The following is a 19,074-nucleotide window of genomic DNA, read 5'->3' on the forward strand; positions in this document are numbered from 1 at the left end:
GGCCGTTGACCGCACTTGCCGCCAGAACGGCCACTTCCCCGGCCGTCATGGCCGCCGACTTCGGCATGAGCCGCGGTCACGGGGCAGGCGGGCACCTCCACGGCGCCGCCCGCTCCAGCTGCCCGGCGAGGGCAAGGAGCACACCCTCGCCGCCGAGGGGCGCGGCGAACTGGACGCCCAGCGGCAGGCCTTCGCCGTCGCGGCCGAAGGGGACCGACATAGCGGGCATGCCGGTGACGTTGTGGACGCTGGTGAAGGCGGCGTAGACGGAGGCGTGCTCGTAGACCGACTCCGGGCGGGTCGTGTCGAGCGTGCCGAGCCGCGGTGTCGGACGCGCGAGGGTCGGGCTGAGCAGCACGTCGCACTCGCGGAACGCGGCGCCGGCCTCCCAGCCGATCTCCTGGGCGCGGCGCAGCGCGCGGCTCACGTCGGCCGCGGGCAGGGCCCGGTAGTGCTCGTACAGGACGCGAGTGAAGGGTTCGATGTCGTCGTCCGCCAGGGGCCTGCCGAGGTCCGCGAGGCGGGCGTCGATCTGCGCCACGAGGTCTGCGCCCATCAGGACCCCGGATGTCCGGCCGACGTCCTCGGGCCGGTAGTGGGCGGTGGCCTGTACGACGTCGTGGCCGAGGCGTTCGCACAGCTTGCCCGCGCCGCGTGCGGCGGCCGCGCACTCCGGGTGCACGTCCGGTCCGTCGGGCAGTTCGGTGAGCAGGCCGATCCGCAGTCTTCCCGGGTCGCGGCGGGCGAGTTCCGCGAACGGGGCCGACGGTTCGGGGGCCGCGTACGCGTCGCCGGGGAGCGGGCCTGCCGCGACGTCGAGCAGCAGCGCGCTGTCCCGCACAGTCATGGTGATGGCGTGGTGCCCGGAGACGAGGCCCGACAGGGTGGTGGGCCGCGGGGCGGGCGAGACCCTGCCGCGGCTGGGCTTGAGGCCGAAGAGGCCGCAGGCCGCTGCCGGGATCCGGATCGAGCCCCCGCCGTCGCTCGCGTGCGCGACGGGGACCAGGCCGGCGGCCACCGCCGCCGCCGAGCCGCCGCTTGAGCCGCCCGGCGAGTGCGCGGGGCTCCACGGGTTGCGGGTGGGGCCGTGGAGTACCGGTTCGGTGGAGGCGTTGAGACCCAGTTCGGGCGTGTTGGTGGTGCCGAGCACGACCGCTCCCGCCCGCCGGTAGCGGGCCACGAGCTCGCTGTCGCGCCGGGCGGTCACGGCGGCGAACAGCCTGCTGCCGCCGGTCGCGGGCAGACCGTCGACCTCGGTGCCGAGGTCCTTGACGAGGATGGGTACGCCGTGCAGCGGGCCGTCCGGCAGCCCCGCCGCCACTTCTGCGCGGGCTGCTTCGAAGCGGGTGTGGATCACCGCGCCGAGCCCCGGGCCACGGTCCTCTATGCGGGCGATCGCCTCCTCGGTGACGGCCTTGGCGTCCCGCTCTCCGCTCCTGACGGCCGCGGCGGTGGCGTGGGCGTCCGGGCCGCTCACGCCACGTACCCTTCGGGCTTGCCCCAGCTCGCGTGGCGGGTGGTGCCGCGGTCGGTGAGGACGCAGCGGGTTCCGGTGAAGTTGGTCGGCATGCACTTGTTGCAGTGGATGCACAGGGACGGCGTATCGGCGTTCTTCTGCAGGCGGTTGATCAGGTCGGGCTCCCGCAGCAGGGCCCTGGCCATCGCCACGAACTCGAAGCCCTCCCGCATCGCCAGGTCCATGACCGGTTTGCCGGTGATCCCGCCAAGGAGGATCATCGGCAGGTCCACGGCGGCCCGGATCTGGCGTGCGTCCTCCAGGAGATAGGCGTCCCGGTAGGGGTAGCTGTGCAGGAACCGCTTGCCGACCGCCTTCACCCCGAGCTTGATCGGCTGCGGCATGACATCGGCGAACTCCCCCAGCGGCGCGTCGCCCTTGAAGAGGTACATCGGGTTGAGGAGGGAACTGCCCGCAGTCATCTCCAACGCGTCGACGGTGCCGTCCTGTTCGAGCCACCGCGCCACCGGGATGGCCTCGTCCAGCCAGAAGCCGCCGGGCACACCGTCGTCCATGTTCATCTTCGCGATGACCGCGATACGGCCGCCGACCGCGTCCCGTACGGCCTTCATGATCTCGCGGGCGAACCTGGCCCGGTTCTCCAGGCTGCCGCCGTAGGCGTCGGTGCGGTGGTTGACCCTGGGGCTGAGGAACGAACTGGCCAGGTAGTTGTGGCCCAGGTGCACCTCGACGGCGTCGAAGCCCGCCTCGACGGCGCGGCGCGCCGCCTCTGCATGAGCCTCGGTGATACGCCGGATGTCCGCTACGGACGCCTCCTGCGCCCAGCTCAGCGAGGTCGCGTGAAAGTGCTTCGACGGGGAGAGAGCCGGGGCGCCGTTGGCCTTGGGGCTGGCAACAGGGCCGCCGTGACCGATCTGCGCGGACACCGCGGCGCCCTCGGCGTGCACGGCGTCGGTCAGCCGGCGCAGCCCCGGCATCGCCTCGTCGGTCCAGTAGATCTGATGCCGGTCGGTGCGCCCCTCCCGGGCGACCGCGCAGTACGCGACGGTCGTCATGCCGACGCCGCCCCTTGCGTAGGCCACGTGGAAGTCCAGCAGGTCCCGGGTGACGAGCGACCTGTGGCTGAGTCCCTCGTACGTGGCGGCCTTGATGACGCGGTTGCGGAGCTGGAGGGGGCCGATTCCGGCGGGGGCGAAGACGTCGGGGGCGGGCGGCTGGGGACTGGTCGTCACGGAAGGCTCCTCGTGGACTCGATGTGGTGGCAGGCGATCCGGTGCCCCGGGGCGATCTCCCGGAGGCCGGGTGCCTCCGCGGCGCACCGGTCGGTGGCCAGCGGGCACCGGGTACGGAACCGGCAGCCCGAGGGCGGATCGAGTGGTGAAGGCAACTCGGCCGCCACGACCGCCGGTTCAGCGGAGGCACCGGGGTGCGCGGGGGAGCCGTCGCCGCTGCGCTGGGCCTCGGGCAGGGAGGCCAGAAGCAGGCGGGTGTACGGGTGGGCTGCTGCCAGGTGCATGCCGTCGGACGGCAGCACCTCGCAGACCTTGCCGAGGTACATGACCATGACCTCGTCGCTGATGTTCTTGACGACGGAGACGTCATGGGCGATGAACACCATGCTCAGGCCGCGTTCCCTGGTCGTGGTCTCCAGGAGGTTCAGGATCTGGGCCTGCACGGACACGTCCAGGCTGGAGACGGGCTCGTCGCAGATCAGCACCTCCGGGTCGAGCATCAACGCCCGTGCGATGCACACCCGTTGGCACTGGCCTCCGGACAGCTCGTGCGGCCTGCGGTCCCGTACGGTCTCCGGGTCGAGGCCGACCGCCCGCAGGATCGCGTCGACCTCGGTGTCCTTGTCCGCCGCTGCGCGGCCCCAGATCGACGGGCCCTCCCACACCAGGTCCTTGACCTTGCGGCGCGGATTCAGGGCGGACACCGGGTCCTGCATGATGATCTGGATCCGGGCCCGCGCCCGGCGCAGCTCCTCGGGGCCGAGGGCGGTGAGTTCCTCGGCCCCGAGCCGGACGGTGCCGGAGTCGGGGGGCGGCAGCTGGATGAGGGCTCGGCCGACGGTCGACTTCCCGCAGCCGGACTCGCCGAGGATGCCGAGGGTCCGGCCCGCCGGCAGGTCGAGGTCCACGCCGGAGACTGCGTGCACCTTCTGGCCGCGGCCCACCGGAAACTCCACGACCAGGGCGCGGGCGGTGAGTGCGGGGCGCGCGGGCTCCGGGGCGGCGGGAGCGTGGGGGGCGAGGGTCATACCGTGGCCTCCTTGGCTGCGCCCAGCGGGTGGTGACAGGCGACCGCGCCGCCGGTGTCGTCACCCGCGCGGGCGGTGAGGGCGGGCGGCTGAGCCGTACAGAGGTCCGTGGCCAGCCTGCACCGGGGCGCGAACCGGCAGCCGGGCGGCGGGTTCAGCAGATTGGGCGGGCGTCCCTCGATGGCGGGGAGCAGCGTGTGCGGAGGCAGGCCCAGGTGCGGGATCGAGGCGATCAGGGCCCGGCTGTACGGGTGCTCGGGGTTGTCGAACACCTCGGTGGTACGGGCGTGTTCGACGAGGCGGCCCGCGTACATCACGGCGACACGGTCGGTCCGTCCGGCGATGGTGCCCAGGTCGTGGCTGATGAGGATGGTCGCCATCTCCAGTTCCTCGCCGAGGGACTGCAGCAGGTCGAGGATCTGCTTCTGCACGGTGACGTCGAGCGCGGTGGTGGGTTCGTCGGCGATCAGCAGCCGGGGGCCGCAGGCGAGCGCCATGGCGATGACCACGCGCTGGCGCATGCCGCCGGAGAGTTCGTGCGGATACTGGCGCGCACGCCGGGCCGGTTCGGGGATGCCGACCTGGCGCAGCAACTCCACGGCCCGCTCCCGGGATGCGGCGCGGCTGAGGCCGAGATGGAGGCGGACGCTCTCCGACAGGTGCCGCCCGATCTTCTTCACCGGGTTCAGGGAGGTCATCGGGTCCTGGAAGACCATGGCGACCTCGGTGCCCCACAGGGCCCGGCGCCCGGCCGGGGAGAGAGCGTGCACGTCCTTGCCGCCGAGGAGCACGGAACCGGTCACGGAGGTTCCGGGGCCGTCGGTGATCAGGCCCATCAGGGTGCGGCCGAGGACGGACTTGCCGGAGCCGGACTCTCCGACGATGCCCAGGGTCTCCCCGCGGGCCAGTGACAGTGAGACGCCGTCGACGGCGCGCATGGCGCCGCGCGGGGTGCGGAACACGGTGGCCACGTCGGTGGCCCGGAGCAGGGGTGCGGGTGCGGACGTCACAGTTTCACGCTCCGGGAGTCCCACCGCTGACGAGCCTTCTCGCCGACGATGTTGAAGGCGAACACGGTGAGGAAGAGAAACGCCCCCGGCACCAGGACGATGTGCGGATGCGCCTCGAAGACGTCGCCCTCCCCTTCGGCGATCATGTTTCCCCAGGTGGGCTCGGGCGGCTGGATGCCGAGCCCGAGGAAGCTCAGGGACGCCTCGGCGACGATCAGGACCGAGATCATCACGACGGCGAGCGAAGTGATGGGCAGCAGTACGTTCGGCAGCAGCTCACGCGCCATGATGCGCGAGCGTTTGGCGCCCATGGCCCGTGCGGCGGTGACGAATTCGCGGTTGGCGTACGCCACGGTGGTGGCCCGGCTCAGCCGCACCATGCCGGGGACGGTGAGCAGGGACAGGGACAGGGCGACGTTGCGCAGCCGCGGTTCGAGGACCGTGGCAAGGGCGATGAGCAGAATCAGCGGGGGCACGGCGAGCAGTGCGTTCGTGGCGATGCCCACCATCCGGTCCACCGCCTTCTGGAAGTAGCCGGCGACGATCCCGACGAGTCCTCCGACGACCGTTCCCACGACGACGGCCGTGAGCGAGATCAGGAGCGAGGACCGCGCGCCGTACAGGGACCGGGCCAGCAGGTCGAGGCCGGAGCCGTTGGTGCCGAGGGGATGCGGGCCGGTGAACGTCGGGGTAGCGAAGACCGGTTCGGTGACGGTGGCCGCGACGTCCCGGTCCTCGCCGAGCGGCAGCCATCCCACGAAGGCGATGGCAAGGGCGAGCAGCACCAGCCAGACGGCGGACGCCCAGAAGACGATGTCGAAGCCCGGCCCGGCCAGCGCCTTGCCGACCCGCGAGGCGCCGCTGAGGAACAGGCCGATGCCGAGCAGCGCGATGCCCGCCTTGGCAGGTGCGATGAGTACGGAGGTGGTGGCACCGAACACCAGCAGGACGAGGCCGGTGACGGCGAGGGTCGTCGTCACCAGGACAGGTGGTGCGAGCGCGGATCGCGTCCGCGGGGCGATCTCAGACATGGACACGTCGCGTCCTCGGGTCGAGGTGGCCGTACGAGAAGTCGATGCCGGCGTTGATCACCACGTAGATGACCGCGATGGTCAGCACGGCGCCCTGCACCATCGGATAGTCGCCCTGGTTCGCGGCGTTGACGACGAGCGATCCCATGCCGGGCAGCGAGAAGAGGTACTCCACGATCACGGTGCTGCCGATCAGCCGGCCCAGGCTCAGGCCGAGCAGCGTCACGAGGGAGAACGAGGAGGGGCGCAACGCGTCGGTGAACAGGATCCGCAGCGGGCTCATGCCCTTGGCGCGCGCGGCGAGGATGAAGTCCTCGCGGAGCGTGACGATCAGGTCGCCGCGCAACACCCGGGCGAACATGGCGAGTTCGACCAGGGCCACGGTGAGCGCGGGCAGGAAGGCGTGGTGCAGATTGCCGAGGAGGTCTCCGTCGCCGATCCGCACCCACTCGGACCGGGGGAACCAGCCGAGCGAGTTGACCATCACCATGACAAGGAGCAGTCCGGCCAGGAAGCTGGGCACCGACAGGACGGCGAAGGTGCCCGCCCCGATGATCCGGTCGGCGATCCCGCCCTCGCGGTACGCGGACCACATGGCCAGGGGCACGGCGATCAGCAGGGCGATGAGCAGGCCCAGCACCGCGATCTCCGCGCTCACCGGCAGCGCAGAGACCACCCGGTCGCTCACTTCGCTCTGCGGCGGCACGACCGACCGGCCGAGATCGCCGGTGAGCACACCGCCGAGCCAGTCGAAGTACCGGGTGTGCAACGGCTGGTCGAGGCCCAGCTCGTGGCGGAGTTCGGCGTACTCGGACGGCGGCCGTCCGGGGCCGAGGATGTCGACCGCCGGGTCGCCCGGCAACAGGACCACCAGGGAGAAGACGCCGACGCTGACGATGCACAGCACTCCCGCCAGTTCCAGCACCCTCAGGGCGAGGCGGCGCAGTGCGGCGGCACTCATGGTTCCTCCAGGTCTGCCTGGTGCGGAGGGCCTCACTTGCTGAGCCACGCCTCGCCGAACAGGGCCATGTACTCGTCGGTGGGCACGATGCCGTGCACGTCCTTGCCCCAGGCGGTGAAGGCCGCGCTGGCCCCCAGATTCGCCACCGGCACCGTCTCGTTGATCCGTCGCTGCACCGCGTCGATGGCCTGCTGCTTCTCCTGGTCGCTCGCCGCGCCCTGCAGCTGTACGAGCAGCTTGTCCATCTCGGCGTCGGCGTAGCCGCCGGGGTTCCCGTAGCTCTTGGAGTCCAGGACGCTCTGCAGCCGGTGGAAGGGGTCGCCCTCGGAGACGCTGGCCGCGCCGCGGCTGAGGTCGAAGTCGTGGTCGATGTAGGTCTTGGACACGCGGTCGGCCGTCGAGGAGACCAGGTCGAGCTTCACCTTGAAACCGACGCGTTCGAGCATGGCTTTGGTGACGACGGCTTTGGCACGCGAGACCGGGTCGGTGCCGTCCATGTAGGTGATGGTGCCGTCGTAGCCGTCCTTCTTGGCCGCCGCCAGGAGCTTCTTCGCCGCTGCGAGGTCCACGCCGAGCGGCTCGACCTTCGAGTGCCACCGCGACTCCGGCGGGAACAGCTCCTGTCCGGGCAGCCCCTTGCCCTGGTAGCTGCGCTTGGCGTCGAGCACCGGGTCGAGGGCGAAGGCGACTGCCTTGCGGACCCGGATGTCCTGACCGGGCCTGCCCTTACGGGTGTTGATCGTGACCATGTTGCCCAGGCCGGTCAGGGTGAGCTCGCCCGGATGACCGGCCTTCACGGCCTCGTCGACCACATCGGGGCTGCGCACGTAGGTGACGTCCGCGCTGCCGTCCTCCAGAGCCTCCAGCCTGGCCCGGTCGGAGTTCGGCCACGTGAAACGCAGTGCGTCGAGGTACGGCTCGCCCTTCCAGTAGTCCTTGTTGGCCTTGAGGACCATCTCCTCCTGGGGAGCGTGCTTCTGGAGGGTGAAGGGGCCCGCGCCGATCGGCTTGAACGTCTTGCCGGCCCGTGCGGCGGGCGCCACGATCATGCCGGGTGCCTGGGCGAGCCGGGCCGGGAATCCCGCCCATGCCCTGCGCATCGTGAAGACAACGGTGTGGTCGTCGGGTGCGGTGGTCCTGGCGATGTTCGCGGCGAGCAGCGTGGCGTCGGCGCCCTTGCTCTCCTGGTACCACTTGATGCTGCCGACGACGGCCTTCGCGTTCAGCGGGGTGCCGTCGGAGAAGGTGACGTCCTCACGCAGCCGGAGCGTCCAGGTCTTCGAGTCCTTGCTGCTCTTGAGGGATTTCGCCAGCCAGGGCTCGTACTTCTCTGCCTCGGTGTCGTAGCGCATCAGTACGTCGTAGACGGCGGCGAGGGCGGAGCCGCCGGACGCGCCCGTGGCGTAGGTGGCGGCCGGGCTGAGGCTGCGGGCCTCGGTGTAGTCGGCGAAGTGCAGGGTGCCGCCGCGTACCGGCTTTCCGGCCTTGCCCTGGTTGCCGATGGTGCCGAACTCGTAGCGGCCGCGTTCGGTCTTCTGCTCGTTGCCGCCGTCGTTCTCGCCGGGCGAGGCGCACGCGGAGGTGAGCAGGCCCACGGCCACGAAGGCTGCGGCGGTGCGGGCATGCACCCGTGGTGCTCGCTTCATGTCTTCCTCCAGTAGTCCTGTGGCGCAGTGGGGGAAGGGACCGGGCGGGGCCCGGGACCGCATCAGGTGGGGGACGCTACGGCGGTCGAATCCGGCCGACGTGACGCATCCCACTGACCGGGAACCGATGCCGTCGGCGCCGCGCGTGACTGTCCGCGGGGAGTGGGCGGGCCGCTGCGGCGGAGCACCGTCCCAGTGACCGGAACCTGGTGGGTGCCGACGGCGCGCAATGGGCCGACACTGGCCGGACCGCGATCCCAGTGGAGTCCCCCGACGCCCCAGAGGAGTCCTCGATGCCCAGCGCCAAGGACCGACGCACCACCGCCCGCGCCGTTCTCGACGAACTCACCGCACCGGGCGGTCGGTTCGAGCTCGCCGACACGGAAGTCCTGGGCACTTGTCTGCCGGTGTTCAGGCACCGGCGGCGTGCGCTGCACGAGGTGCTGCACGAGTCCGTCGACCACGGCGACCGGGACTACATCGTCACGGCCGACCGTCGGATCACGTTCGCCGAGCACGCCGGCCGGGTCGCCTCGCTGGCGCGCGTCCTGCGCGAGGAGTACGGGATCGGCAAGGGCGACCGGGTCGCGATCGCCGCGGCCAACTCCCCCGAGTGGATCCTGACGTTCTGGGCCACCGTGTCGATCGGCGCCGTGTCCGTCGGCTTCAACGCCTGGTGGTCACCCCGCGAACTCGCCTACGGGGTCGAGAACGCGGCACCGTCCCTGGTCGTCGCGGATACCAGGCAGCGGCCGAAGATCAAGGACTGCGCGGTGCCGTTGCTCTCCCTGGAGAACGACATCGCGCGCTTCTGCACCCGGTACGAGGACGAGCCGCTGCCCTCCGCCGACGTCGCCGAGGACGACCCGGCCGTCATCCTCTACACCTCCGGCACCTCCGGACGCCCCAAGGGCGCCGTCCACACGCACCGCAATCTGCTCTCGGTCGTGGAGTACCACCGGCTCAACGACGCCCTGCTTGAGGAATTCGGCGACCCGCCGGCCGCGAAGGACCGTGTCTACCTGCTCGTCCTGCCGCTGTTCCACATCGCGAGCCTGCACAACCTCGCGGTGCCCCGGCTCGCGACCGGCAGCCGGATCGCACTGCACCAGGGCGCCTTCGACGTGGACGCGGTCCTCGGCATGGTGGAGCGCGAACGCGTCACGAACTGGGGCGCGGTGCCCACGATGGCCCACCGGCTCCTTGAGCACGGCGGCGCCGACGCCTACGACACGTCGTCGCTGACGGCGTTCTCGCTGGCCTCCGCACCGTCGTCCACGGAGTTCAAGGAACGACTGCGCAAGCAACTGCCGTTCGCCAGGAACTCCCTTGTCGACAGCTACGGCCTGACCGAGTCCTGCACCGCGATCGCGGCGGCGTCCCCGCAGGACCTTGAGGAGGCACCCGGCACGCTCGGCCGGCCGGTCACCGGCGTCCGCCTGGAGATCCGCGACCCCGCCGGGCAGGTGCTGCCCGACGGCGAGGAGGGCGAGGTCTGCGTCCGCAGTGCCTTCAACATGCTCGGCTACTGGGGCGATCCCGAAGCCACCGCCGACGCCCTCGACGCGGACCGCTGGCTGCGCACCGGCGATCTCGGCCGGCTTGAGTACGGCCGTCTGCACCTGGTCAGCCGCCGCTCGGACCTGATCATCCGAGGCGGTGAGAACGTCTACCCGGCCGAGATCGAGACCGTCATCGCCGAGCATCCCGGCGTACGCGAGTGCATGGTCGTCGGCGTTCCGCATCCGGATCTGGGGCAGGAGGTCGCTGCCGTGGTGGTGACCGAGCCGGGCACCGACCTCACCGAGGAGGATCTGCGGGACCGCGTCGCAAAGGAGTTGGCCTACTTCAAGGTGCCGAAGCGGTGGCGCCTGACGACCGAGAGCCTGCCCCGCAACGCCACGGGCAAGGTGTTGCGGCGGGCCGTACAGCCCTGAGCGGCCGACGGGGCCCCTTCCGTCGGTCGGGGCCCCGTCCGGGGTCAGAACACCGAGGGGGCGCGCAGGGTGGTCTCGGCGCCGCCATCGACGTAGAGGACCTGCCCGGTGATGTGGGTGTTCGCCTCCGAGGCCAGGAACGCGACCGCGCGGGCAACGTCCTCGGGCTGCAGATAGCCGTTGAGCGGCATGGGCACCGCCGTGTCCATGACCCGCTTCATCTCGGGGTCGTCGAAGAGGTCCGCGCTCATGGGGGTCAGCACGATGCCGGGCGCGACGACGTTCACCGGGATGCCCGTGTCGGCCCATCCCACGGCGACCGCGGTACGCCGGGCCCACTGGGCGAGCGCCGACTTGGACGAGGGGTAGAGCTGCCGCTCGCGTCCTTCCGCGATCGCGGTGCGGGCGTGCTGAAGGGCGGTCTCCTCGTCGGCGGCGAGCAGGGCGGCGACCACGGCCTCGTCGGCGGGCCGGGTGCCGGAGACGGAGCCGATCACCACCACCCGGGGTGCGCTCGACGCGGCGAGCGCGGGTTGCAGGGCGGTGACGAACTCGGTCGTACCGAAGTAGTTGACGGTCACCATGCCCTCGCCCGGCACCGACGTGCCGGCGCAGGTGATCACGGTGTCGGTGACTCCCCCGGTGGCATCGGAGACAGCCCGTGCCGCCCGTGCTCGTCCCTCGGGCGTGGCCAGGTCGGCCTCGATCTCGGCGCCCCGCAGATCCACCCCGACGACCCGGTCCCCCTGGGACCTCAGCAGGGCGGTCACAGCGGCTCCGATCCCGGATCCGGCTCCGGTTACGACGGCACAGCGCGGCATGGGTTCTCCTCGACTCGGGTGATTTTTACGCCAGGGCCTGTCCGGGAGATCAAGTGCGGCGGTCCCCGATGACCGGACCGAGCAGCAGGCTGCAGGCCAGGCGAACGCCTTCCTGCGCGTCCGCGGCCGACGACCTCTCGTAAAGCACCGTCGTGAGGAGCCCGTACCAGGCCAGTTCCAGGATGCGCACCGCCTGCAGTTCCCGGTCGGTGGGGTCGGTGACGGAGGCGGTGCGCAGCACCAGATCGCGGACGATCTCGTCCGTCTGCCGCACCCCGGGGGCATCGCCGACGCTCGCGGCGTTGTTGGACTGCATCATCGCGAGAGCGAGGCGTGGCTGCTCGAAGAGCTGGCCGCCTGCCTTCACCAGGAGCTGCACGACGGCTTCGACGGGGCTGAGGTCCGGTGGGGGCGACGGGCTTTCGGCGTCGAGGCGCCGGACCCGGTCGTGCATGAGCGCGGCGAACAGGTGGGTCTTGGAGGGAAAGTAGCGGTAGAGCGTGGCGATCGCGACGCCCGCTTCCCGTGCCACGTCGTGCATCTGCATCCGCTCCAAGCCGTGCTGTGCACCGAGTCGGCCGGCCGCACGCAGCATTCGGGCATACCGCTCCTGCTGCTTGGCCGAGTGCGGCTCGGCGGGCTCTCGCACCCCCGACGGTCTGCGCACGGTGCTCCCTTCCACGGCGACCCGTACACGATCGTGAACCGATCCCGTGCCGGGCGGGCGGGTTCCCGGTGAATGGGACGGTGAGCGCCCCTGGATCCGTGTGCGGCAGGGGACTTCGGCCGCCGCTCGACGCGCCGCTCGCCGACCGCGTGCCCGCCGCCCCGTCCGGACCCGCTCGTCGGGTTCCCGCCCACCGGGACGCGCGCCGCGCCCGACCGGACACACCCGATGGGATGAGCCCGACCGCCCGCTCCTGAGAGGTGTCCATGCGACTCGGAATCAACAGCCCCGTCGTCACGGCCGTTCCTGGCGCGCACTCCCCGTGGGAGCGCACCGCCGGTATCGAGGAACTCGCGGCGATCGCCGAGGCCGCCGACCGGCTCGGCTTCCACCATCTGACCTGTTCCGAACACGTCGCGGTCCCCGCGGACGTCGCCGAACAGCGGGGAGGGACCTACTGGGATCCGCTCGCGACTTTCGGCCATCTCTCCGCCCGCACCCGCCGGATCCGCTTCGCGACCCAGGTGCTGGTCCTCGGCTACCACCATCCGCTCGCCCTCGCCAAGCGCTACGGCACACTGGACCGGATCTCGGGCGGCCGCCTGGTCCTCGGCCTCGGGGTCGGCAGCCTGCAGGAGGAGTTCGAGCTGCTCGGCGCGGCCTTCGAGGGGCGTGGGGCGATCGCCGACGACGCCATCGCCGCGCTGCGCGTGAGCCTGTCCCGGCGCGAACCCGCCTACCACGGCGAGCACTTCGACTACGAGGGTTTCGTGGTGGAACCGCATGCCGTCCAGGACCGCGTCCCGCTGTGGATCGGGGGACGCACCCCGCGCTCGCTGCGCCGGGCCGTGACCCACGGCGACGGCTGGGTGCCCTTCGGCCTGCCGCTCGACCGGCTCGGCGAGATGGTCGGCGCCGCGGACCTGCCCGAGGGCTTCGAGGTGGTGCTCAGCGCGGGCCGGCCGCTCGATCCCTCGGGGGACGCCAGTCGGACTTCGGCGGCACTGCAGAGGGCCGCCGAGGCAGGGGCGACGCTGGTGAGCGTGTCGCTGACCGCCGAATCGGCGGACCACTACATCGAGCAGGCCGAGGCGCTCGCCGCCCTGGCCGCTGCTCTGTCCTGATCCGTCCTGACGCGCTGCCGCTCCCGCCCACCACCCGAGAAGGAGTCACGGTGACCGATCGTCCAACCCCCTTGGCAGCGGACGGACTTGCCACACTTGAGGCGCGGCTGCGCCGACTTGAGGACGAGCGCGACATCGCCCGTCTGATGACGTCGTACGGCCCACTCGTCGACAGCGGGTGCGCGGCCGAGGTCGCCGGGCTCTGGGAGCCGGACGGTGTCTACGACATCGACGAGCTCTACCTCAGCGGCCGGGACGAGATCGACGCCATGGTGCGTTCCGCCGCACATCAAGGCTGGATACGGGCCGGCTGCGCGCACGTCGTCGGCCCACCGCACATCACGGTGGACGGGGACACCGCCGTCGCCGTGTGCCACTCACTGATGGTGGTCCACGATGAGGGCCGGTACGTGGTGCGGCGGGCGACCGCCAACCACTGGCGGCTGCGGCGCTCGGACACCGGCTGGCTGGTCACGACCCGTACGAACCGGATCCTCGACGGCCGCCCCGAGTCACCCGCTCTCCTGCAGGGCGGGGTGCGGGGCGAACCGGCGGATGACTGAGGCCGTCGAGCACCGGCTCGTTGATGCGTACGTCGTTGATGCGTACGTCGTGGTGGAGGCGGCACGTTCGGCAGCGCTCGGCGCCGCACTCGGCCCGCGCCCCGCGTGATCGCCAACCGGCCGCATCCTCCGACCGATTCAGAAAGGAACGAGGCGATATGAAGATGGGCAATCCGCTGGATTTCACGGATCGCGTGGTACTGGTCACCGGCGGCACCAAGGGGATCGGCGCGGTGATCGCCGAGGCGTTTCTCGACGCCGGTGCGTACGTCGTCGTCTGCGGGCGCCGTGCTCCCGCATCGCCGCCCCACGGGGGCGGACGGGAGGCGGTGTTCCTGCCTTGCGACGTCCGCGATCCCGCGGCGGCAGCCGGTCTGGTCGCCGCCACGGTGGACCGGTTCGGGCGGCTCGACGTGCTCGTCAACAACGCGGGCGGCTCGCCCGACGCGGACTCGGCCACCGTCTCCCCCCGCTTCGTCGAGAAGATCGTCGCGCTCAATCTGCTCGCCCCGTTCTACGTCGCGCAGGCCGCCAACAGGGTCATGCGGGACCAGGAGAGCGGCGGCACCGTGATCAACATCGGCAGCGTCTCGGCGCACGACCCGCAGCCGGGCACGGCCGCCTACACCGCTGCCAAGGCCGGACTCCTCGCACTGACCCGGGCGTTGGCCCTGGAGTGGGCACCACAGGTGCGGGTCAACCACATCACCACCGGCCTCATCCGCACCGAGAGCGCCGCCGAAGTCTACGGAGCGGACGGCGGGGCCGCCGTGGCCGGCGTCATCCCCATGGAGCGGATGGCCGTCCCCGAGGACGTGGCCCACGCCTGCCTGTTCCTCGCGGGCGAACTGTCCGGGTACGTCAACGGGGCGGACCTTGCGGTGCACGGCGGCGGAGAGGTCCCCGCCCGCTACCTCGCGGCGCGTCGGAACACCGCCGGCTGACGTGCTGCAAGGACAAGTCGGCAGCGCCTGACCCCCGGTCTCAGGACCTGGTCCTGGTCCCGAGGCCGGGGTTGAGGCGCTGCCGAGCGGTCAGACCAGGTTGTCCTCGACTGCAAGGCCGAAGGCTCCGCGGCCGTACATGGCCAGGGCGCGCTCCACGTCGTTGGCCACGTGGACGCTGCCGGCGTGGGCGTCGCGCCAGGCCCGCTCGATGGGATTGCCGCGCCGCAGCGAATGACCGCCCGCCGTCTTGAACAGCAGGTCGATCGCAGCCACGGCCCGCTCGGTGCCCCTGACCTGGTCCCGCCGGGTCCGCAGCCGCAGCTCCATCGGGATCTCCCGCCCGGCTGCGGCCAGTTCGGCCAGTTCACGCAGATTGCGGTCCATCTGCAGCACCGTCGCGTCGATGTCGGACGCCGCCCGCGCGATGGCGACCTGCGCGAAGGGGTCCTCGGCGAACCGGCCACCCCCCAGGCTGAGGCGGACCCGCTCTTTCATCAGCGCGACGTACGACTCGAATCCGCCGGAGACGGCCCCGATCACCGGCGCGGTGACGGCACTGGTGAAGATCGCGCCGAACGGCAGCCGGTAGAGGGGGCCTCGGTTGACCTTCTGGCCCGGCCCCTTCAGCTGCGCCAGCTCGTAGTTGCGGATCACCCGGTGGGCCGGGACGAAGGTGTCGTCGACGAGGATGTCGTTGCTCGCGGTGCCGCGCAGACCGACGACGTCCCAGACGTCGTCGATGCGGTAGTCGGACCGGGGCACCAGGACGGTGAGGAAGTCCACCGGCCGTCCCTGCGCACCGACCACGAGCGCGCCGAGCAGCACCCACTCGGCGTGCTCACAACCGGAGGAGAAGCTCCACCTGCCGGTGAGCCGGTAGCCGCCGTCGACCGGGGTGAGCCGCCCCACCGGGGCATACGCCGAGGAGACCAGGGTTTCCCGGTCGTCGCCCCAGACCTCGTCCTGCGCCTGCTCGGCGAACAGGCCGAGCTGCCAGGGGTGCACGCCGAGCACCGACGCCACCCAGCCGGTGGAGCAGCACACGGCGGAGATCTCGCGTACCACCGCGTAGAAATCGACCGGATCGCTCTCCAGACCGCCGTAGCGGCGGGGCTGGAGCATCCGGAAGACGCCGGCGTCCACGAGTTCGCGGACCGTGCGCTCGGGGATCCGCCGCGCCTCGTCGGCGGCGACCGCCCGGTCCGCGAGGCCGGGGAGCAGGGTGCGCACCGATTCCAGAACCTCATTGCCCATAGCGGCGACCTCCGTGTGCGTGCGATGTCCCGGTGTCCTGTGGCGGCGTCATGGGTGCCGCAGTCCGGCTTTGTGGATCTTCCCGGAGGCGTTGCGGGGGAAGGCGTCGAGGACGACGACCTCGCGGGGGACCTTGAAGTTGGCGAGCCGTCCGCGGCAGAAGCCGATGAGTTCGGCGGAGTCGGCCGGTGCTCCGGGGCGCAGGGTCACATAGGCCCGGCCGACCTCGCCGAGGCGGGCGTCGGGGACGCCGACGACGGCAGCCTCCGCGATGGCCTCGTGCCGGGTGAGGACCTGCTCGATCTCCGCCGGGTAGACGTTGAACCCGCCGACGACGAACATGTCCTTGGACCGCCCGGTGATCGTCAGATTGCCGCGTTCGTCGAGGCGCCCGATGTCTCCGGTGGCGAGCCAGCCGTCCGGGTCGACGGCCGGCGGGGCGTTTGGGGGCTGGTCGAGATAGCCGAGCATCACGTTGAAGCCCCGGACCAGGATCTCGCCGTCCCGCCCGGCGGGCAGCCGCCGCCCCGCGGAGTCGACCACCACGACCTCGACACCGTCCAGGGGACGGCCGACGGTCAGGGCGACCGTCTCGTCGTCGTCCCCGGCCGAGCAGGCGGTCACCGTCCCACAGCTCTCGGTGAGGCCGTACGCGGTGAGCACCGCGGGGAAGAGTTCGGCGCGCATCCTCCGTACGAGGGTGACGGGGACGACGGCGGAGCCGGTCACCGCGAGGCGCAGCGAGGTGAGATCGAACCGGTCGCGTCCCGGGGCGTCGAGGAGCGAGGTGTAGAGGGTCGGCGGTCCCGGCAGGACGGTGATCCGCTCGGTCTCGATGAGGGACATGGTCCGGTCCGTGTCGAAGACGGCCTGCAGCACCATCGTGGCGCCCTGTGAGACGCAGGCGAGCACGCCCGCTTTGTAGCCGAAGCAGTGGAAAAGGGGGTTGACGATCAGACAGCGGTCGCCACGGGTCAGTCCGGTGCGTCCGCACCAGGCGCGGTAGGTCAGCAGATTCTGCCGGTGAGTGGTCAGTGCGCCCTTGGGGCGGCCGGTCGTCCCGGAGGTGAAGAGCAGGTCCGAGGGGTCGTCGGGGGCGACGGCCGCGGACCGCGCAGCGGCGGTGGCGTCGGGGACCGTGCGGCCCAGGCGCAGGAAGGCGTCCCACCCTGTGGTGCCGGGGGTGTCGGCGCCGCCGGTCAGCACCACGTCCGTGAGGGCGGGCAGGCCCGGCACCGGTGCGGTGCGGTCGGGACCGGCGCCGAGCATGGCCAGGTAGTCGTGGCCGAGGAAGCCGTTGTCGACGAGGAGCAGGCGCGCCCCGCTCTTCTTGAGGACCCAGCGGGCCTCGTCTCCCTTGTAGCGGGTGTTGACGGGCACCAGGATCGCGCCGATGCCGGTGGCCGCCAGTGCCGCGACCACCCAGCGGTGACCGTTGGGCGCCCAGAGTGCGACGCGGTCACCGTGCGACACGCCCAGCGCGATCAGGGACTTGGCGGCCTGGTGCACGGCTTCGCCCAAGTCCTGGTACGTCAGCCGTACTTCGGCGTCCACGACTGCCTCGACGCCGGGGTGGTCCGCGACCGTACGGGCGAGCACCCGGGGAAGCGTCAGCCGGTCATCGGCCTGGCCCATCACTTGGCCGCGGCGGGAAGAAGCCGACGGGACGCCTCGTGCGCGCCACGCACCAGTTCGGCCCGCGGAAAGCCACTGCGCCGCTCGGCCGTCTCGGCGTTGCCGCCGGCCACCCACACGGGGCCGTCCGCGAGCCGCTCAAGGCCCTCACGGGCCACGTCGTCGGGTTCGGCGACGCGCAGCCCCGGCAGGTCCATGCGCAGCCCGGCCCGCTCCATGGCGGGGGTGCGCGTCACGCCCAGCACCAGTTCCAGGACGTGTACGCCGTGCGGCCGGAGTTCGAGCCAGAGTCCCTCGGCGAAGACCCGGCTGAATGCCTTCGCCGCCGAGTAGACGCTGATCGTGGCCTGTCCGAGGTAGCCCGAGAGGGAGCCGACCAGCATGATGCCGCCCCGCCCTCGGTCCTTCATGAGGGCGCCGAAGTGGTGGGCGAGGGCCAGTTGGGCGGTGATGTTGAGGTCGAGGACGCCCTGGACGCGGTCCAGGTCCCCGCTGACGAACTCGTGTCCGTAGCTGTTGGCCCCGGCGTTGAAGATGAGCAGGCCCACCTCCAGGTCCTCGGTCGCCGTGCGGATCCGCGTCACCGCGTCGGGCGCGAGCAGGTCGAGGGCGAGGGTGCGCACCTCGACGCCGCGCGCCCTGGCCTCCTCCGCGGTCTGCCGCAGTGGCTCCGGCTTGCGGGCGATGAGCACCAGATTGATGCCGGCGTCCGCGAGGCGGTGGGCGAACGAGGCGCCGACTCCCTCGGACCCTCCGGCGACGACGGCCCACGGCCCGTACACACCCTTGTCGAGCATCGTCTTCCCTTCTGTAGCGTCCGCGTCCCGGTTGCGCTTGTCGCGCCCCGATTGCGCTTGTCGCGTCCCGGTTGCGCTTGTCGCGCCCCGATTGCGCTTGTCGCGTCCCGGTTGCGCTGAACATAGGACCGGTCCGCGCGGCCCCGGTTTCGGGCTCCCACTGGCCGGGACGTTGCGGGGTGGCTCCGTGACGGACGGCGACGGCGTTCACCTCACTCGCCGTACGGGACGTGGTGAGGGCCGGGGCTCGGACTGACGTGGCGGGCGCGAGCGGCGTAGGGTCGGGGATCGTTCGTCGACTGATCTCCGGGGGTGCGGGATGCCGAGAATCGCCGAGGCCAGGGCTGGTGCCGAGCCCAGCTCTCCGAGGCAGCACGCGCGTCGTCGGCGCATCCTGAAGGCCGCCGAGGCGATCGCCGCGGAGACGGGCCTTGAGCGCGTGCAGATGCACGAGGTGGCCAAGGCGGCGGGCGTGGCGATCGCCACGCTCTACCGCTACTTCCCCTCGAAGACCCATCTGTTCACCGCCGTGATGGCCGAGCAGATCGAGGAGTTCGGGGCACGGCTGCCCGATCCTGCGACCGACAGCCGGCCTGGGGACGCCGTGTTCGCCGCGCTGGCCGGTGCCACCCGCAATCTGCTGCGGAAACCCGAACTGGCCACCGCGATGATCCAGTCGGCGAACGCGGCGCGGGCCCACACCGTCCCCGACCTCGCGCGCGTGGACACCGGTTTCCAGGACCTGCTGCTCAGGGCCTGGGGCGTGGCGGAGCCGACGGAGCAGCATCTGAGCCGCATCCGGCTGCTCACCCTGCTGTGGTACGGCGTCCTGCAGTCCCGGCTCAACGAACGCTCCTCGCCCGCCGAAGCGGACGCCGACTTGCGCATGGCCTGCGAGCTGCTGCTCGCGCCCGAGGAGGACACGGGCTGAGCAGCCACGGGCG

At 71.5% G+C, this 19,074-nt stretch carries 17 protein-coding genes; 5 read left to right on the forward strand and 12 right to left on the reverse strand.

What is annotated here, in order from left to right:
• Positions 1-76: 76 nt before the first annotated feature.
• The 7 genes from QIS99_RS20050 to QIS99_RS20080 are packed head-to-tail and all read right to left on the reverse strand — an operon-like array spanning position 77 to position 8,385.
• Positions 77-1,477: an amidase gene (locus QIS99_RS20050; RefSeq protein ID WP_282514929.1), complete on the reverse strand. Its 1,401-nt coding sequence runs from the start codon at positions 1,475-1,477 to the stop codon at positions 77-79.
• Positions 1,474-2,709 (reverse strand): NADH:flavin oxidoreductase, encoded by a 1,236-nt coding sequence (locus QIS99_RS20055; protein ID WP_282514930.1) that lies wholly within the window; start codon positions 2,707-2,709, stop codon positions 1,474-1,476. Before QIS99_RS20055 ends, QIS99_RS20050 begins: the two co-directional genes overlap by 4 nt.
• A complete protein-coding gene (locus QIS99_RS20060) occupies positions 2,706-3,737 on the reverse strand; it encodes an ABC transporter ATP-binding protein (protein WP_282514931.1) in 1,032 nt (343 codons plus the stop codon). The genes QIS99_RS20055 and QIS99_RS20060 overlap by 4 nt, the downstream gene beginning before the upstream one ends.
• Positions 3,734-4,747, reverse strand: coding sequence for an ABC transporter ATP-binding protein (locus QIS99_RS20065; protein WP_282514932.1), 1,014 nt, complete (start codon positions 4,745-4,747; stop codon positions 3,734-3,736). Before QIS99_RS20065 ends, QIS99_RS20060 begins: the two co-directional genes overlap by 4 nt.
• Complete coding sequence (locus QIS99_RS20070; protein ID WP_282514933.1) at positions 4,744-5,778, reverse strand: ABC transporter permease; 1,035 nt, start codon at positions 5,776-5,778, stop codon at positions 4,744-4,746. The genes QIS99_RS20065 and QIS99_RS20070 overlap by 4 nt, the downstream gene beginning before the upstream one ends.
• The gene (locus tag QIS99_RS20075) at positions 5,771-6,739 is read right to left on the reverse strand and encodes an ABC transporter permease (RefSeq protein ID WP_282514934.1); all 969 of its coding nucleotides are present in this window, start codon (positions 6,737-6,739) and stop codon (positions 5,771-5,773) included. The genes QIS99_RS20070 and QIS99_RS20075 overlap by 8 nt, the downstream gene beginning before the upstream one ends.
• Positions 6,740-6,771: 32 nt before the next feature.
• Positions 6,772-8,385, reverse strand: coding sequence for an ABC transporter substrate-binding protein (locus QIS99_RS20080; RefSeq protein ID WP_282514935.1), 1,614 nt, complete (start codon positions 8,383-8,385; stop codon positions 6,772-6,774).
• A gap of 293 nt (positions 8,386-8,678) precedes the next feature.
• Between QIS99_RS20080 and QIS99_RS20085 the strand changes: the two genes are divergently transcribed.
• On the forward strand, positions 8,679-10,322 hold the full coding sequence (locus tag QIS99_RS20085) for a class I adenylate-forming enzyme family protein (RefSeq protein ID WP_282514936.1): 1,644 nt from the start codon (positions 8,679-8,681) through the stop codon (positions 10,320-10,322).
• 44 nt (positions 10,323-10,366) lie between these two features.
• Here QIS99_RS20085 and QIS99_RS20090 read toward each other — a convergent pair whose 3' ends face one another.
• Both QIS99_RS20090 and QIS99_RS20095 read right to left on the reverse strand, forming a co-directional pair.
• Complete coding sequence (locus QIS99_RS20090) at positions 10,367-11,143, reverse strand: SDR family oxidoreductase (protein WP_282514937.1); 777 nt, start codon at positions 11,141-11,143, stop codon at positions 10,367-10,369.
• 49 nt (positions 11,144-11,192) lie between these two features.
• Positions 11,193-11,810 carry a TetR family transcriptional regulator gene (locus tag QIS99_RS20095; protein ID WP_282514938.1) on the reverse strand — a complete coding sequence of 206 codons (618 nt, stop codon included), beginning with the start codon at positions 11,808-11,810 and terminating at the stop codon, positions 11,193-11,195.
• 266 nt (positions 11,811-12,076) lie between these two features.
• On the opposite strand from QIS99_RS20095, the gene QIS99_RS20100 reads away from it, so the two are divergent.
• The 3 genes from QIS99_RS20100 to QIS99_RS20110 all read left to right on the forward strand — a co-directional run bounded on the left by QIS99_RS20100 (position 12,077) and on the right by QIS99_RS20110 (position 14,441).
• A complete protein-coding gene (locus QIS99_RS20100; RefSeq protein ID WP_282514939.1) occupies positions 12,077-12,934 on the forward strand; it encodes a TIGR03619 family F420-dependent LLM class oxidoreductase in 858 nt (285 codons plus the stop codon).
• 50 nt (positions 12,935-12,984) lie between these two features.
• Positions 12,985-13,497, forward strand: coding sequence for a nuclear transport factor 2 family protein (locus QIS99_RS20105; RefSeq protein ID WP_282514940.1), 513 nt, complete (start codon positions 12,985-12,987; stop codon positions 13,495-13,497).
• A 158-nt stretch (positions 13,498-13,655) separates the two neighbouring features.
• Positions 13,656-14,441 (forward strand): SDR family oxidoreductase, encoded by a 786-nt coding sequence (locus QIS99_RS20110; protein WP_282514941.1) that lies wholly within the window; start codon positions 13,656-13,658, stop codon positions 14,439-14,441.
• 90 nt (positions 14,442-14,531) lie between these two features.
• Here the strand turns inward: QIS99_RS20110 and hsaA are convergent, their stop codons facing one another.
• The 3 genes from hsaA to QIS99_RS20125 are packed head-to-tail and all read right to left on the reverse strand — an operon-like array spanning position 14,532 to position 18,130.
• Positions 14,532-15,698 carry a 3-hydroxy-9,10-secoandrosta-1,3,5(10)-triene-9,17-dione monooxygenase oxygenase subunit gene (hsaA, locus tag QIS99_RS20115; protein ID WP_282514942.1) on the reverse strand — a complete coding sequence of 389 codons (1,167 nt, stop codon included), beginning with the start codon at positions 15,696-15,698 and terminating at the stop codon, positions 14,532-14,534.
• A 48-nt stretch (positions 15,699-15,746) separates the two neighbouring features.
• Complete coding sequence (locus QIS99_RS20120; RefSeq protein WP_282514943.1) at positions 15,747-17,333, reverse strand: FadD3 family acyl-CoA ligase; 1,587 nt, start codon at positions 17,331-17,333, stop codon at positions 15,747-15,749.
• Positions 17,333-18,130, reverse strand: a complete 798-nt coding sequence (locus tag QIS99_RS20125; protein WP_282514944.1) for an SDR family NAD(P)-dependent oxidoreductase — start codon at positions 18,128-18,130, stop codon at positions 17,333-17,335. The genes QIS99_RS20120 and QIS99_RS20125 overlap by 1 nt, the downstream gene beginning before the upstream one ends.
• Positions 18,131-18,449: 319 nt before the next feature.
• Here QIS99_RS20125 and QIS99_RS20130 point away from each other — a divergent pair, with 319 nt between their 5' ends.
• Positions 18,450-19,061 carry a TetR family transcriptional regulator gene (locus QIS99_RS20130; protein ID WP_282514945.1) on the forward strand — a complete coding sequence of 204 codons (612 nt, stop codon included), beginning with the start codon at positions 18,450-18,452 and terminating at the stop codon, positions 19,059-19,061.
• Positions 19,062-19,074 lie beyond the last annotated feature (13 nt).

Source organism: Streptomyces solicavernae, assembly GCF_029968095.1.
Classification (GTDB): Bacteria; Actinomycetota; Actinomycetes; order Streptomycetales; family Streptomycetaceae; genus Streptomyces; species Streptomyces solicavernae.

Bases quoted from the DNA above. Each gene is read 5' to 3' on its own strand.
- QIS99_RS20060 (WP_282514931.1), bottom strand. From the start codon at position 3,737: ATGACCCTCGCCCCCCACGCTCCCGCCGCCCCGGAGCCCGCGCGCCCC.
- QIS99_RS20070 (WP_282514933.1), bottom strand. From the start codon at position 5,778: ATGTCTGAGATCGCCCCGCGGACGCGATCCGCGCTCGCACCACCTGTC.
- QIS99_RS20075 (WP_282514934.1), bottom strand. From the start codon at position 6,739: ATGAGTGCCGCCGCACTGCGCCGCCTCGCCCTGAGGGTGCTGGAACTG.
- QIS99_RS20080 (WP_282514935.1), bottom strand. From the start codon at position 8,385: ATGAAGCGAGCACCACGGGTGCATGCCCGCACCGCCGCAGCCTTCGTG.
- QIS99_RS20085 (WP_282514936.1), top strand. From the start codon at position 8,679: ATGCCCAGCGCCAAGGACCGACGCACCACCGCCCGCGCCGTTCTCGAC.
- QIS99_RS20090 (WP_282514937.1), bottom strand. From the start codon at position 11,143: ATGCCGCGCTGTGCCGTCGTAACCGGAGCCGGATCCGGGATCGGAGCC.
- QIS99_RS20100 (WP_282514939.1), top strand. From the start codon at position 12,077: ATGCGACTCGGAATCAACAGCCCCGTCGTCACGGCCGTTCCTGGCGCG.
- QIS99_RS20110 (WP_282514941.1), top strand. From the start codon at position 13,656: ATGAAGATGGGCAATCCGCTGGATTTCACGGATCGCGTGGTACTGGTC.
- hsaA (WP_282514942.1), bottom strand. From the start codon at position 15,698: ATGGGCAATGAGGTTCTGGAATCGGTGCGCACCCTGCTCCCCGGCCTC.
- QIS99_RS20120 (WP_282514943.1), bottom strand. From the start codon at position 17,333: ATGGGCCAGGCCGATGACCGGCTGACGCTTCCCCGGGTGCTCGCCCGT.
- QIS99_RS20125 (WP_282514944.1), bottom strand. From the start codon at position 18,130: ATGCTCGACAAGGGTGTGTACGGGCCGTGGGCCGTCGTCGCCGGAGGG.
- QIS99_RS20130 (WP_282514945.1), top strand. From the start codon at position 18,450: ATGCCGAGAATCGCCGAGGCCAGGGCTGGTGCCGAGCCCAGCTCTCCG.